The organism is Endozoicomonas atrinae (genome assembly GCF_001647025.1).
GTDB classification, from domain to species: Bacteria; Pseudomonadota; Gammaproteobacteria; order Pseudomonadales; family Endozoicomonadaceae; genus Endozoicomonas; species Endozoicomonas atrinae.
On the sequence record NZ_LUKQ02000062.1, the window covers coordinates 13,870 to 28,558 of the forward strand.

A 14,689-nucleotide genomic window follows, 5' to 3' on the forward strand; every position below is an offset into this window, starting at 1 on the left:
GTTACAACATTGTAAATACTTGTTATAACTTTTTATTGTAAATGTGACCCGGTTATAGTTTACTAATTTCAGGATTTAATACCTCTTATCTTTTCGCCTGCACAATGCAGACGACAATCAAATAATAAAACCTAAACGGGACACTATGGACAGTATTCGTAAGGACGCATTCAAGCGAAGCCTTCTGAGCTCCGCCATTCTTATTTCCATTCAAAGTTTTGCCTCTACAGCGTCAGCAGGAATCTGCCCTCCTCCCAACCCAGGTGGCAATATTCATGTCAGCCAGGGCGATTTTTGTAGTGGAGGAATAACCACAGCGAACACCTCAATCAATGATATTGGTATTGAAGGTTATGTACAGGGAGATGTCATTAATGAAGATGGCATGAGCGATTTCTGGATGAATGGTGGCACTCTGGAAGGTTCGTTCATCAATGATAATATTGCTCAGGATCTTAACATCAGTAATGGCGCCCGGATTTTTGCCAATATCCATAATATAGGAGAAATGGCTCATATTCGGATTGCTGATGGTCCGGATGGTTCTTCCTTAATTGATGGTTCGATTATCAATACCGGAAAAGTAAATAATTCCATCAAAATATCAGGAGCTGAAGTTAAGGGACAAGTACTGAATAATGGCAATGTCAAAAACATCATCATTTCTGAAGGCTCTACTGTTGACGGGATTACGAATAACCGCAAAGTAAGAAAAAATATTAGTATCGATGCATCGACTGTGTCAGGTGCCATTAATAATGATGGAGTCGCAAGACATCTTATCCTTAAAAATGGCTCCATCATCAATAATGATGTGACCAACTCAGGCAGACTGAAAAAAACTCTGACCATTCAGGGACAATCAAATGTCTCGGGGGATATTACCAACGCCGGCCTGATTTCCAATGGTGTCATTATCAATGGTTCATCCACTGATGGCTCACTGATTAATGCCCAGGATGCAGAAATACGGGCTGACACGAATGGCATTTTCATAAATAACTCAATCATCGGACAGAACATAGAAAATGCTGGCATTATTTATGGTCAAAGTGATAGTGGTATTGACCTCGAAAACACTACAGTTCATGGCAGTGTAATCAATAGTGGCTCAATTGAATCCGGTGCAGCCTTCCAACCTGGACTGGATATCGTCAACAACACAATCATCAAAAACAACGTACACAATACGAACACAGGCACCATTACTGGTGTTGCCGGTATTGAGATTAAAAACTCCACTATTGAAGGTGACCTTCTCAATGATGGCACTATCACTGGTACCGCGAAAGATGGTATTCGCCTCTACGACTCGGCCAGAATTCAGGGAAGCCTGATTAATAATGGCATTATTAATGCCGCCAAGCGTGGCATCATTCTTGAATATCAGAACAATGCGATAATTCAAAATCTGACTAATGCAGAGGATGGCACCATCAATGCCGGCCGCATTGGCATTCAGGTGAAAGGGAATGCTTCCATTTCTGGTGAACTTAGAAATGAGGGACTGATTGAAGCTGGCCCTGCTGGTGGGAATGACCCAATTAATGCCCCCGTTAAAGCGGGCATCTCCCTTGAAGGTAACAGTATTGTTGGCAGCACTCTGAAAGGCATCACTAATACTGGCATTATCCGTGTGCTGGCTAACATTGAACACAATGGTGAGGCATTTTCGGAGGGCACACAGGCGAATGGCATTCAGGTGATTGACAATGCTGTTTCCGGACGCATTGAGAACCACGGCGAGATCATTGCCGATACCTACGGTATTTATGTCGATGGCACCACAGTGGATGGCAGCATCATCAATGCTGAAGCGGGAACAATCCGCACCGGAGACAATGGTATTTATTTGAAAGATGCTCATATTAAGGGCAGCGTAATAAATTCAGGAAGCATCGTCTCTGAATTTGATAACGCCATTGATATTGAAGATTCCACTGTTGATTTTGATATTGTCATCAATGGCTCCCTGACTGCCAATGCGGATTATGATGCATTGAGTATTAATCGCAGTTTTATTGCCGGAAATGTCATTACCGGAGGTCCTTTGCCCCCACTTGACCCGACCATCGTAACCATTACTGGAGAGGATGGCCTGGACATTGACGACACCACCATCACCGGTGCTGTGATTTCTTCAGCCAATATCAACGTGGCCAGCGAAGGTGTCGATTTTGATGAAACCCTTGTTGGCCTTGATTTCATCAATAACGGCAATATCACTGCGGGTGGCACGGGTATTTCTTTTGAAGGGGATCTACAGCCTCCAGAACCACCAGAAGAGCTTGGCTCACCCATGCTAATGATGGTAGACCCCATACCACCTCAATACACCGCAGCCATTGGTGGAGGTTTTGATAATTCAGGGGCTATTCATGCCGGTGAGAATGGCATTGACCTGAATCGGATCAGTGTTGCCGGAAGCTTTGAAAACCGTGGCGAAATCCATGCGGTCACAGGCACAGCCATTACCCTGTCAGCGGCGACTATAGGACAGGATTTTATAAATGAGGGCAACCTCTATGCTGATACCCCTGCCCTTTATCCGGAAGGTGCTTATTATTATAACGTTATGGATGAAGAGCCAAGGGAGGATGGTGAGATCCTGTTGACATCGCTGGGTCTTGACCATGGTAATCAAGTCTGGCTAAAAATCAGTAACAATAGTTATGAGCAAAAATCGGTTCAATTGATTGATACTGATGGTGGGTTTGCATCCCGCGAGTTCGACTTGTATCCAGGGCAGGAAATACTGGTTAATACTGGTGAGTATAATGGCGGCCTGAACAACCACGAACTGATTGATACCCATTTAGAAGAAGTCATTGCTGCAACTGACGTTATTAATCAATCGTTTGAGCCCGAAATTATAGAGACGGATCAACGAGGAATCGCCCTGATAGGTAATTTCTATGCTGAGGATGAGCCAGCATTGGAAAGTCAGGTCAGCATCGACGGAAAATTCCATAACAAGGGCAGCATTTCTGCCATTGCTGAAGCGGTCTATTTGACCGATACCAGCATCAGCGATGACTTTATCAATGACGGCCAACTTAGCTCTCTGGCTGGTAATGGGCTGGTATTGAATGGCAATGTCACCATCGGTGGCAGCTTTACCAATAATGGTAATATTTCTGCTGACGAAAGCGGTATTGAAATCGAGAGTAGTTCTTATATTAATGATGAAGGCATCATGGATGGCGATAGCCTGATTGTAATAGGTGGTGATTTTACCAATTCCGGAACCATTATTGGCCGCAAGTATGGTATTCATCTCGAAGGCGTTCAGCTGGATGGCAACTTTACTAATGACGGTGACATCACTTCTGGGGACCGGTCAGCCATAGAAATAGATGATGCCATCATTGATGGCAATATCATCAACTATGGAAAACTCACAGTCACTGAAGAAGATGATGAGAATCATGGACTGTCAGTTATCGATAGCCATATCAAGGGCAGCATTCTCAACCTGGGTGACATGGACATCAATGGTACCGAAGGCATTTATCTGGAGGAAACACGGGTTGAAGGGAATATCATCAACGGTGACGAAAGCACCATTGGTAGCGTAACCATTGATGCCTATTCTGATGCTATCCTGCTGGATGATGGAACCACTGTTCAGGGCAACCTTATTAACTATGGCACTCTGATCGCCCGTAACCATGACGGCATTGATCTTGACCAAACCAATATTGATGGAAATGTAGAGAACTATGGCAGCATAACCAGTAGTGACAATGCCTTTGAACTGGACGGCGATAACGATGGCGATGCTCCAGTTTATATGACAATACAGGGAAGCCTGATCAACTCTGGCAATCTGTTGACCCAAGAAGTTGACGATGAAGACAGTGACCAGGATGGTAACGGGTTCGACATGGATTATGTCGATATTCGAACGGATCTCATCAACAGTGGCAATATCAACTCAATCCATCATGGTTTTCTGATACAGAAAAGCCGCATCGGTGGTAACTTCGCCAACTCAGGAGTTCTTGACGTTGCAGCCAGCGGGATCGTTCTTGAAGGCTTGAAACCATCGCGACCAGCAGAAAATATCCCCATGATTTTGAGTGAGAATGAAGAGCCCCACAGACTCGAAATCGGCGGCTTTTTCTATAACGAGGGCCAAATCACTGCAGGCCAGAATGGCATTTTCCTTGACCGGGCAGATATAGGCATAAACGGTGATACGGCCGATGGTGCAGCTAACTTCGAAAACCACGGGAATATCGAGGTTACCCGTGGCACTGCTATCCAGATCAATGATTCCAACATTGCCGGTAACTTTATCAATACTGGTGATTTGATTGCGGATGAGCTTTACGTTTATCAGGCAGGAGACAGCTACCGGCGCAGTTGGGATGGCGAGCTTAATAACGGAGAGTCTCCCTTTGTACTGGAAGCTGCTGGTACTGATGAAAACGGCGATGAATGGTTCAAAGTCCGTTTTGACGAAGAGTTTGGTGGAAGTTTTCCGGTAACTCTGATTGATGAGGCCGGTGAAATCATCTTCAGTGGCGCATCCGTTGAAGCCGGTGAGGAGCTTTATGTCAATGCTGGCCAGCTCCAAGGTGACTTAATTCTAACCATCCCGTTTGAGCCGGAAGAAATTCTCGCTCAGGCAAGCCCCACCCCTGCTCTCTTTGAACCAGAATACGACCCTCGCTCTGGTATTACGATAGAGAATACCGAAATCGGCGGTGCTTTTATTAACTCTGGTGACATCAGTGCCTACCACTCAGGTTTGGATCTACATCAGGTTTCTGTTAATGGTGGTGTCAGCAATAGTGGCAATATCACCGCCAATGACTACGGAATCACCATTACTGATAGTCAACTTTCAGGTGATGTGATCAATACCATTGATGCAGCAATCACCATGACAGGTAATGATCCGGAGTCTGGTATCCGACTGGATACGGTTACTGGCGTCGGTCACTTTATCAACCATGGGACAATCACGTCGACTGACGACGCCTCTGGTGATGGAATGCTGGCAATGGATATCACCATGGATGGTGTCATGGCGAACACTGGCACCATTGAGGCTGAAACCGGTATGTTGATGTTCGGTTCTGATGGGGCAACAGCTTTCACCAACGAGGGAATCATCACTACTGAAGGCCCTGCCATGGTGGTTATAGAGTCTTCGGTAAATGGAAATATCGGTGTCAGTGCTGATGGCATTATTGATACCGAATTCATGGCAGGCATTTTCCTGGGTGGTGTTTGGAACATCGACAACCTGATCAATGAAGGTCGTATTACCGTTATTGATGGCGATGGTATTACGGCAATCGATAGCGAGCTTGACGAAAACGTCATAAATACCGGAACCATTGCTGCCGGTGGCAATGGCATCAGCCTTTACGATCTTGAAGCTTCCACTATTTATAACAATGGAACCATTACAGCTGGCACCTATGTGGAGGAAGAGGAAGAAGGCCCAATGCCGGTTTCGGAGGCAACAGTACCTTCAGGCAGTGGAACGGGTATTTATCTTTCTGACTCAGCACTTCAGGGTAATATCACCAATGATGTTGATGGCAGTATTCTGGCAGCGACGCATGGTATTTCCCTGAACAGCACCAATGGGGCTACCAACATTCTTAATGAAGGACGCATTGAAGTTGGTACCGATGCCATCAAACTTTCCAACAGTTCGCTGGACCGTATTGAAGATGATGGCGACTTTAATAGTGGAAATATCATTAACTACAGCAACGGTGTGATCATTGCCGGTGATGATGCTATTCGCATTAGCAATAACAGCCTGGTTGAGGGAGATATCGGCAACAGTGGCATCATCACAGCAATTGAAAATGCCATTGATATTGATGACAGCACTGTTACGGCGATGATTGTCAACTCCGGCAACATTAGTTCTGGCGATGTTACTATTGATATTGGCGGTGAAGACTCCGATGAAGCATCGAGCATTGGAGAGATTAGAAATAGCGGCACCCTTACCTCTGAGAATGGTGCTGTTGTCCGTGTGGCCGATTCATCCCTTGGCTCCATTTACAATATCGGTACCCTCAATGGTGGCCAGGTTTCCGGTGACGAGATGGAGGCCGAGAGAGCCATTATCGATGGCACCACTGTAGCAATAGACTTTAGAACGGCTATTACCGGGCTTGATCTGTATAACGGCTCTGAAGATGGAAATAACGGGATCATTAATGGCGATATTCACGGCAGTGAGCACAATGATCGCATTGTGTTGGCAGCCGGTGAGCTTAACGGTGATATCTACGATGTAGAATCCATTGATATTACCGGCATCATCACTCTGAATAATGACATCTTCCACTTCAATAACAGCAGTACATTGAATGTCCAGGAGCCTGGCACCCTGGCCTTTGGAGTGACTAATATAGTCTCTGTAGAAGGTGATTACACTCAGGATGGCACATTAAGTGTCGTATTGAATGAAAACACAACAGATCTTGCCGAACCTGTGCTTAAGGTAACTGGCAGTGCAAGCCTGAATGAAGGCAGTACTATTAGCCTGAGTGTTGAAGACCGCAACATTGCCAACTTCAATCCAGGTACTACCGGTGAAAATGTCCACCTGATCCATGCGGACTCTGGTGTTACCGGTCATGACAATGTCACTGTTGCATCTGACTCCGTTCTGTTTAACTACTCGACCTTCATCAGTGGCGAGGATACTGAGTTTGGAGTTATTGGTACCATAACTGATCTTGGCACCCTGGCCAGCAGTGGTGGTGCCAGCACCAACGCGGTGAATGCCATCAGCACTTTCCAGGGTGAGAACTCTGAGGGATTAGTGGATCTTTATACCAGTAGCCCCGATCTGTATAACGCCATCTATGACGGTACAGAAGCAAGCCTGACTGAACTGGCCGAGCAACTGATAGCCGGCAATCCAGGTAACAGCATTGCTGCCAGCCAGAATGCGCAGAATGAAGCCATCAATACCATTCTCGGCCGGATTGCCGACCTGAGAACCGGTGTTTCAGGTATCTCGGCAGGTGATGGGGAGGGCGCTGGAAACAACCTGCGTCCTGACTCTCTCTGGATTCGGGCGATTTATTCCGATGGTGACCAGAAAGCCCGTAATGAGTTTGGTGGTTATAGCCTGCGCAGTAAGGGCTTCACCCTGGGAGCGGATAAGGACATCAACGATTACCTCACGCTTGGCCTGGGCATGACCATGGTCACCAGCACCACAAACCAGACAAGCAGCGGTACCAGGGGCAATAATGGTGAGACCGATACGTACCTGGGCTCACTCTATGCTGGCTGGAGAAATCAGGACTACTTTGTTGATGCAAACTTCAATCTGGGCACCAGTAAAACAGACCTCAGCGGTACAGGATGGAATACCCGGTTTGATTCCAGTCAAATAGCCATCAGTGCCTTGGCCGGCAAAAGCTTCCTGTTTAACAGCAATGACTCGTTGATCGAGCCCAGTATTGGCGTGAACTTCACCAAACTGAAAAGTGACAGTTACAGTTATGAAGCCACGAATGTTGGCGAAACCAGCCTCGAAGCCTTGGAGCTGGGTGCTGGGGTGCGCTATATGACCAGTTTCGATGTGGGTTCCGGTCAGCTTCTGCCCGAGGTCAGCCTGATGGCCTGGCACGATTTCAAAGCCGAGGCGGTGGAAGCCGAAATTGGCTTTGAAAACTCCGGTGGAACCTTCACCTACTTTGGCCCTGAAGCGGTGAAGAACCGCTATCAGGCCAGTGCTGGCGTAGAGTACTGGATGGACAATAACTTTACCCTGTCCCTCAACTACGATCATAACTGGCAGAGTGGCTTTAAAGCCGATACGGTTCAGGCCAAGCTGCGTTATGATTTCTGATCGTTTCGACTAACCTTTCCATAAACCGGCCCTATGGCCGGTTTTTTTGTGCCTGAAAGTTGACACTTTCAATCACCAGTCACACGCCAAATACTGAATATCTGTTATTCGGGCTCTTTTGCACCCAAGACACCGCAGGAGTTTGCTCCCCCCTCCTCCATGAGCTAAACCGATTAATAGGAGTCATTAAATCAATAACGAGTAAATGCTGTAAGGAGTATGCTCATGTCTTCCCTGAAAAGCCTCAGTGCTGCCATTCTTTTCTCAACTCTGGCCGTTACTGCCCATGCGGGTGAGTCTGATCGCCTGAATATCAATGAAGCCAGTGCCAATGACATTGATAAAACCCTGGTGTTTGTCAGTGAAAAAACAGCACAGCGCATTGTTGACTATCGAAATCAACACGGAGAGTTCAGCACTATCCACGACCTTGCCAAGGTTGAAGGGGTCAGCAAACGACTGGCTCGCTATAACCGAAGCCGTATAAGCTTTGAGTAATCAATAGAAACATACAACATCTGAATTCTGCACAGGCTTGACCTGTGCTTTTTGTTACCTGAAATATCGTGCAATTCACCAGCCAATCAGGCATCCTCTCTAGTCCCAGAAAGTGAATTCTGTCGCAGAAATAGCTGTTTTATTTTTTCCCACTGTCTGTATTTCCAAATATAAAAATAAACAGGGACTGTATTCATATGAGTAACCGATATGCAGAGACCTTTGAACAAAGGGGGCACCCCTATGATCAGGCCATGCAATGGTTTCCGTCCTGTCGTGATCTTGAGTTTATCCGTCTGTTTGATCAGATAGATGTGAAGGGATGCCATGCTGTGCTGGATTTACCCTCAGGTGGTGGCTACCTTGCCAGCTTCCTGCCAGAGCACAGCTCGTTGGATTCAGTAGATCCCAGCTCTCCATTTCGAAAATCTGAACTAATTTACCCGATTGATCTTGAAAACCTGTCGCTCCCGGAAAGCCATTATGACCTTGTAGTCTCACTGGCAGCACTTCACCATATTGATAATAAATCCGGGTTTCTTACTTCGGTTTCCAGTGCATTAAAGCCGGGGGGAATGTGTTGCTTTGCCGATGTCGCCGCGAACTCCGGCATCAGTCACTTCCTTGATGAGTTTGCCGGAACCTATAACACGACAGGTCATAAAGGGAGCTATCTCGAGATAGATGCGCCCTACCCTGGCTACTCTTCTGATCATCAACTCAAGCTGGTCGAACATGCATTGAAACCCTGCCCCTGGATATTCAACAATGTTCACGAAATGGTTGAGTTTTGCCGTTTACTCTTCGGATTGAAGGGAGTTTCAGATCACAAGCTTCAAAATGCATTAAGCCAGTATGTTGGGTTTACTGAGGCTACCAGCACCAATGGAGCCAGGGAAGTACATCTGCTCTGGGAATTGCTCTATATCACCTTTCAGAAAACACCGGTTTAACGGAGTCTGTATATGGATGTTCTATTTATCAGTGGCATCGCCAATAACAACCAGGTCAGTGCAGTTCTGGATAGCAATGGCCGCTTTCAATACCTGCTGAATGGCTCTAGCAGTGTTGCTCCGCATATGGAAAATACAACGGATTTTAAGAACCATCGCTTTATTCTTGGAGGGACTGGCGGAAACCAGCGATATGGTTTTAAGTTTCACCCTTCTATCATTTTCAATGAGATCAGCGATCCTGATACACATAGCCATGCCCTGGGGCGCTGTATTGATTTCTGCAAACAGCAACAGACTCCCGTCATCAACAATCCAGAGTCAATCAGGCAGACCCGGCGTGACCTGGTGACCACTGCTTTGCAAAATATTGATGGTGTTCAAGCACCAAAAACCATCCGGTATACCCCCAGAACACCCGATGATGTACGCCAGCAAATCAAGACTCATTTCGATGGTCCGGTTCTGCTGAGGGAAGCAGGTACCCATGGTGGAAAAAGCCTGACCAGAATTGATGATCTGAAAGCTGTTGAAGAACAGCTCTACCCTTTTGCCCTGGATGGAAGGCCTTATTACCTGATTGAGTTCAGGGACTTTGCATCAGAAGATAACCTTTACAGAAAATTCCGCATTGTTGTTATTGAGGGCGTACCTTATCTCAGGCATATGCTGATTAATGATCACTGGATGGTTCACCGGACTGCACGTAACTTTATGACATCCAGAAAAGAACTGCAGAACGAAGAAAAACAGTGGATTGATACGTTCTACAAAACGCCACCGCCTGAACTGGCAGGACGCATTAAACAGATAGCAGAACATCTGAAGCTCGACTATTTCGGAATCGATTGCAGCCTGAATAAAGATGGAGAGCTATTGATCTTCGAAGCGAATGCCAATATGAATATTCTGGTCAATACACAGCCCTCACCCAATCTTTGGGATGCTCCTATTTTGGCAATGAAGGAGCACCTGAAAGCACTGATTCAAAGAAGAGCAAAAGTATAAACTAGGTAGCGCACAGAAATGTGCGCTCTATTCCTCAACCTCGTTCAGCAAGTAATGCCGTCCGTAAATCATCGTAGTTGGTAATTGAAGGATATTGAGGAAACTCAGCAATCACATTGTCTGGAGCCTTGAACAGAAAGCCAGCATCCGCTTCAGAGAGCATGGTGGTGTCATTGTAAGAATCACCCGCAGCAAAAATCCGATAATTGAGGCTTTTCAGTGCTTTTACCGAAGCTCGCTTTGGATCCTTCTGTCTCAATTTATATCCAGTGACCTTCCCGGATTCTGCTACCTCTAGGCGATGACAAAACAGAGTTGGACGACCCAGCTGAACCATAAAAGGGTCCGCAAACTCATAAAATGTATCTGACAGGATTATCAACTGGAATTCACTACGCAGCCAGTTCACAAAGTCCACAGCGCCTTCCAGCGGTTTCATTCCGGAAATCACTTCCTGGATTTCATTGAGCCCAAGATTGTTCTTGTCAAGAATAGATAACCTCATGGTCATGAGTTCATCGTAATCAGGAATATCCCGAGTCGTTGCCATGAGTTCATCAATACCGGTATGAGTAGCAAATTCAATCCAGATTTCCGGGATCAATACACCTTCAAGGTCAAGACAGACGACATCCATTGGTTATTCTCTCTTTGCTGGTTAGACTTATTGCGGCCTGACAGGCTCGTCGAGAATATAGCATAAAAACCTATAAATATAGGTATTGATTCTATTATTGACTAAATAGCCACTGCTACAATGCCAACCATTGGCAGATAAAACAATTCTCTGGGGAGTGAGTTATGAAAATCACCATGGTCAAAAAGATAATGGCCGATGGCAGCCTCTGTAAAAAATGCCAGGAAGTACAGGAAAGGCTGGAGAGTTCAGGCCATATCAACCGGATCGATCAATTTGTTACCGCTGTTGATGGCGACCCTAATAGCATAGGAACTTTACTGGCAGAATTGTACCAGGTGGACAAAGCACCCTTTTTTATCGTCGAAGAAGATGGCAACGAACCGGCCATTTATACCATCTATTTTAAGCTGGTAAAGGAAGTACTGGAAAAAGCGGCTTGAACCAAGCCGCTTGAACGCAGTTACCGGTTTGGCAGCTGAACATGTGAAAAGAGCTCATCCACTTCCGCCTTGTTATGGCGAAGGATTGCTTCCTGAACCACATCTTTGGTCAGATGCGGTGCAAACTCTTCAATAAAGTCGTACATAAAGCCACGCAGGAAAGTACCACGTCGGAATCCGATCTTGGTAATGCTTGGTTCGAACAGGTGGTCAGCATTCAATGGCACCAGGTCTGAATCAAGCTCAGGGTCATAAGCCATTTTGGCAATGATCCCGACGCCCAGCCCTAGGCGCACATAGGTTTTGATCACGTCAGCATCGGTTGCTGTAAATACTACTCGTGGTGACAGCCCTTCATTCATAAAGGCTTCATCCAGCTTAGAGCGACCAGTAAATCCGAAGACATAGGTTACGAGAGCATATCGGGCAATATCTTTCAGGCTCAGTTCAGAAACCTGGGTTAATGGATGATCTTTGGGTACAAGGACACAGCGGTTCCAGCGATAGCATGGCATCATCACCAGATCATTGAACAACTCCAGAGCTTCCGTTGCGATAGCAAAGTCAACAGAACCGTCGGCTGCCATTTCGGCAATTTGAATGGGAGTACCCTGATGCATATGCAGCGCAACATCGGGATATTGGCCAATAAACTGCTGGATAATTCCTGGTAAGGCATAGCGAGCCTGAGTGTGAGTTGTAGCAATGGACAGACTGCCTTTGCGCTCGTCACTGAATTCCTGAGCAACCTGCTTGATCGACTCAACTTTTCTCAGAATCTCACCGGCTGTATCAATGATTTTCTCACCGGCTGGGGTAATGCGAGTCAGATGCTTTCCGCTTCGGGCAAAAACCTCAACGCCAAGCTCATCTTCCAATAGCCGGATTTGTTTACTTATACCGGGCTGAGAAGTGTATAGACTCTGCGCAGTAGCTGATACGTTGAGATCGTGGTGGGCGACCTCCCAGATATAGCGCAGTTGTTGCAGCTTCATTGATGGCCTCCGGTCAGGCAGGTTGTGCTGACAAAAATGAATAAGGTGAAACAGGATCCGTTAGTTCTATAAGGCATAAAAGAATGACATTAAATTCTTTTCCAGAATACAAGCCAGTCAATATAGTTACCAGCGAATCATCGATTTTTAGTCAATATTTTCAAACATCGCCTTGGCTACTTATAACTTTAGACCATAAATTTCAGGATGCTTATGGATTTTCTAACATACATTGCCACCGGTGCCGGCGTTGGCTTTGCGGTTGGCCTGACAGGTATCGGCGGTGGTTCGTTGATGACACCACTGCTGTTAATGTTTGGCTTTCCGGCCCATATCGCCATCGGAACGGATCTGATGTATGCAGCCATTACCAAGTCAACCGGAGTCATTGTCCATCACCGTCAGAGAAGCATTGACTGGACATTGGTCAAAACTCTCTGTGCTGGCAGTCTTCCTGCAACAGCCCTGACGATTGTTCTGCTCAAGGTTTTTTTTGACAGAAGCGCTGATTATAGCCCGATCCTTACACTATGCCTTGGGATAATGTTAACCCTCACTGCGCTGTCGCTGTTCATGAGTCCTTTTTTGAAAAAAAGACAGCTCTCCGGTGTCTCGATGATTCCACAGGAGTATCAGACTCCTCTGACATTTATTGCCGGCATTTTCCTGGGCGTTCTGGTCACACTTTCCTCTGTGGGGGCCGGAGCACTGGGAACGGCAGCTATAGTCCTGCTCTATCCTCTACTGAAACCCATCAAGGTCGTGGGAAGCGACCTGGCTCATGCTGTACCGTTAACGTTGCTGGCAGGCTTTGGCCATATCTGGCTTGGGAATGTTGATTTTGTGTTGCTGGGCAGCCTGTTGATTGGCTCTATCCCGGCCATCTATGCAGGAACCCGTGTCGGCATGAAACTGCCGGATACCTTCATGCGCATCATATTGGCCATTATTTTGCTTGGATTGGGCCTGAAATACCTTTTTTAACCCCTTCCAGGGTTGCAGGCCAGTGTCAGTTTGAATAAAGTGGAAAACCCTCACTAAGCCAATGGAAAATCCATAGCCAACAGGGCTTTATACAGAGTGAGGTCACAGTCTGTCAGTATGGTTGCCATATTTATATCTGGCATCAGGGCAGTGTTGCAGAAGGATAAATTAGAAGCCGTCGGAATACACTCGTAACCTGATGGAACTTGGTAGTCGCCAGGGTGAAAGCAAGAGACCCTGTATCGTTACCCCTATGTTTCTTTTACCAGCAACTGCTAACGCCACTGATCAGGAGATTTTAAACAAGTCTTTTAAAAAAACGGAACCGCGCATATGGCTGTTTTACCCATTGAAGACCTTAATATTGAATCTCAGGAAGTTCTGTTGAGTCCAGAGCGCCTTAAGGCTGAGATTCCGATGACAGAAGTAGCCGCAAAAACAGTTTCTGAAAGCCGTGAAGTGATCAGGAATATTCTGGATGGCAAAGATCATCGCCTGTTTGTGGTAATAGGTCCCTGTTCAATCCATGATGTTGCTGCAGCCAAAGATTACGCCCGTCGACTGAAAGCTCTAAGTGAAGAGCTGAACGACACATTATACTTGGTGATGCGCGTCTATTTTGAGAAGCCAAGAACGACGGTTGGCTGGAAAGGCTTGATCAATGACCCTCATTTGAACGACTCATTTAAAATTGAAGAAGGCCTTCATATTGGTCGCCGCCTGTTGATGGATGTTGCTGAAATGGGTATTCCTGCCTCTACGGAAGCACTGGACCCAATCTCACCTCAGTATCTTCAGGACCTGGTTGCCTGGTCTGCAATCGGTGCAAGAACCACTGAGTCACAGACCCACCGCGAGATGGCCAGCGGTCTGTCTTCTGCCGTTGGCTTTAAAAATGGTACCGATGGTGGCCTGGAAGTTGCGATTAATGCCCTGCAGTCGGTTTCCAGTCCACACCGTTTTCTCGGGCTGAATGGCCAGGGGCAGGTTGCGGTTACCCATACCAAAGGGAATCCTTATGGTCACGTTGTCCTGCGTGGTGGTAATGGCAAGCCAAACTATGACTCTGTCAGTGTGGCACTGTGTGAGAAAGAGCTTGAGAAAGCAGGCATTAAACCAAATATCATGGTGGACTGCTCCCACGCTAACTCCAATAAGGACCCTGCGCTGCAGCCACTGGTAATGGAGAATGTGACTAATACCAATCGCATTTTCTAAATCCTTAAGCTGCCGCCAACTATGCTTAGGCATCATTACCATGCATTATCTAGAACAGATGTCTCGTCGACCACAGCTACCCGAAGGTTTTAATGATGTTGATTTTC

8 protein-coding genes and 1 pseudogene are annotated in these 14,689 nt (G+C 46.4%); 7 read left to right on the top strand and 2 right to left on the bottom strand.

What is annotated here, in order from left to right; genetic code table 11:
- The first annotated feature begins 145 nt into the window (after positions 1-145).
- From AK963_RS10925 to AK963_RS10940, 4 genes are all read left to right on the top strand, one after another.
- Positions 146-7,846, top strand: coding sequence for an autotransporter outer membrane beta-barrel domain-containing protein (locus AK963_RS10925; RefSeq protein ID WP_066015482.1), 7,701 nt, complete (start codon positions 146-148; stop codon positions 7,844-7,846).
- Between the two features lie 225 nt (positions 7,847-8,071).
- Positions 8,072-8,344 carry a ComEA family DNA-binding protein gene (locus AK963_RS10930; RefSeq protein ID WP_066015483.1) on the top strand — a complete coding sequence of 91 codons (273 nt, stop codon included), beginning with the start codon at positions 8,072-8,074 and terminating at the stop codon, positions 8,342-8,344.
- Between the two features lie 197 nt (positions 8,345-8,541).
- The gene (locus AK963_RS10935) at positions 8,542-9,297 is read left to right on the top strand and encodes a class I SAM-dependent methyltransferase (protein ID WP_066015484.1); all 756 of its coding nucleotides are present in this window, start codon (positions 8,542-8,544) and stop codon (positions 9,295-9,297) included.
- 12 nt (positions 9,298-9,309) lie between these two features.
- The gene (locus AK963_RS10940; RefSeq protein ID WP_066015485.1) at positions 9,310-10,305 is read left to right on the top strand and encodes an ATP-grasp domain-containing protein; all 996 of its coding nucleotides are present in this window, start codon (positions 9,310-9,312) and stop codon (positions 10,303-10,305) included.
- A gap of 34 nt (positions 10,306-10,339) precedes the next feature.
- On the opposite strand, the gene thrH is transcribed toward AK963_RS10940, so the two are convergent.
- Positions 10,340-10,942: a bifunctional phosphoserine phosphatase/homoserine phosphotransferase ThrH gene (gene thrH / locus AK963_RS10945; protein ID WP_066015486.1), complete on the bottom strand. Its 603-nt coding sequence runs from the start codon at positions 10,940-10,942 to the stop codon at positions 10,340-10,342.
- A gap of 164 nt (positions 10,943-11,106) precedes the next feature.
- Here thrH and AK963_RS10950 point away from each other — a divergent pair, with 164 nt between their 5' ends.
- Positions 11,107-11,385, top strand: coding sequence for a hypothetical protein (locus tag AK963_RS10950; RefSeq protein ID WP_066015487.1), 279 nt, complete (start codon positions 11,107-11,109; stop codon positions 11,383-11,385).
- 20 nt (positions 11,386-11,405) lie between these two features.
- On the opposite strand, the gene cysB is transcribed toward AK963_RS10950, so the two are convergent.
- Positions 11,406-12,380, bottom strand: coding sequence for an HTH-type transcriptional regulator CysB (gene cysB, locus AK963_RS10955; protein ID WP_066015488.1), 975 nt, complete (start codon positions 12,378-12,380; stop codon positions 11,406-11,408).
- A 213-nt stretch (positions 12,381-12,593) separates the two neighbouring features.
- Between cysB and AK963_RS10960 the strand changes: the two genes are divergently transcribed.
- Both AK963_RS10960 and AK963_RS10965 read left to right on the top strand, forming a co-directional pair.
- Positions 12,594-13,364 carry a sulfite exporter TauE/SafE family protein gene (locus tag AK963_RS10960; RefSeq protein ID WP_066015489.1) on the top strand — a complete coding sequence of 257 codons (771 nt, stop codon included), beginning with the start codon at positions 12,594-12,596 and terminating at the stop codon, positions 13,362-13,364.
- 333 nt (positions 13,365-13,697) lie between these two features.
- Positions 13,698-14,564: pseudogene (locus AK963_RS10965) on the top strand (3-deoxy-7-phosphoheptulonate synthase); the annotation flags it as partial.
- Between the last annotated feature and the right edge of the window lie 125 nt (positions 14,565-14,689).

Bases quoted from the DNA above. Each gene is read 5' to 3' on its own strand.
- AK963_RS10940 (WP_066015485.1), top strand. From the start codon at position 9,310: ATGGATGTTCTATTTATCAGTGGCATCGCCAATAACAACCAGGTCAGT.
- thrH (WP_066015486.1), bottom strand. From the start codon at position 10,942: ATGGATGTCGTCTGTCTTGACCTTGAAGGTGTATTGATCCCGGAAATC.
- AK963_RS10935 (WP_066015484.1), top strand. From the start codon at position 8,542: ATGAGTAACCGATATGCAGAGACCTTTGAACAAAGGGGGCACCCCTAT.
- AK963_RS10930 (WP_066015483.1), top strand. From the start codon at position 8,072: ATGTCTTCCCTGAAAAGCCTCAGTGCTGCCATTCTTTTCTCAACTCTG.
- AK963_RS10960 (WP_066015489.1), top strand. From the start codon at position 12,594: ATGGATTTTCTAACATACATTGCCACCGGTGCCGGCGTTGGCTTTGCG.
- cysB (WP_066015488.1), bottom strand. From the start codon at position 12,380: ATGAAGCTGCAACAACTGCGCTATATCTGGGAGGTCGCCCACCACGAT.
- AK963_RS10925 (WP_066015482.1), top strand. From the start codon at position 146: ATGGACAGTATTCGTAAGGACGCATTCAAGCGAAGCCTTCTGAGCTCC.
- AK963_RS10950 (WP_066015487.1), top strand. From the start codon at position 11,107: ATGAAAATCACCATGGTCAAAAAGATAATGGCCGATGGCAGCCTCTGT.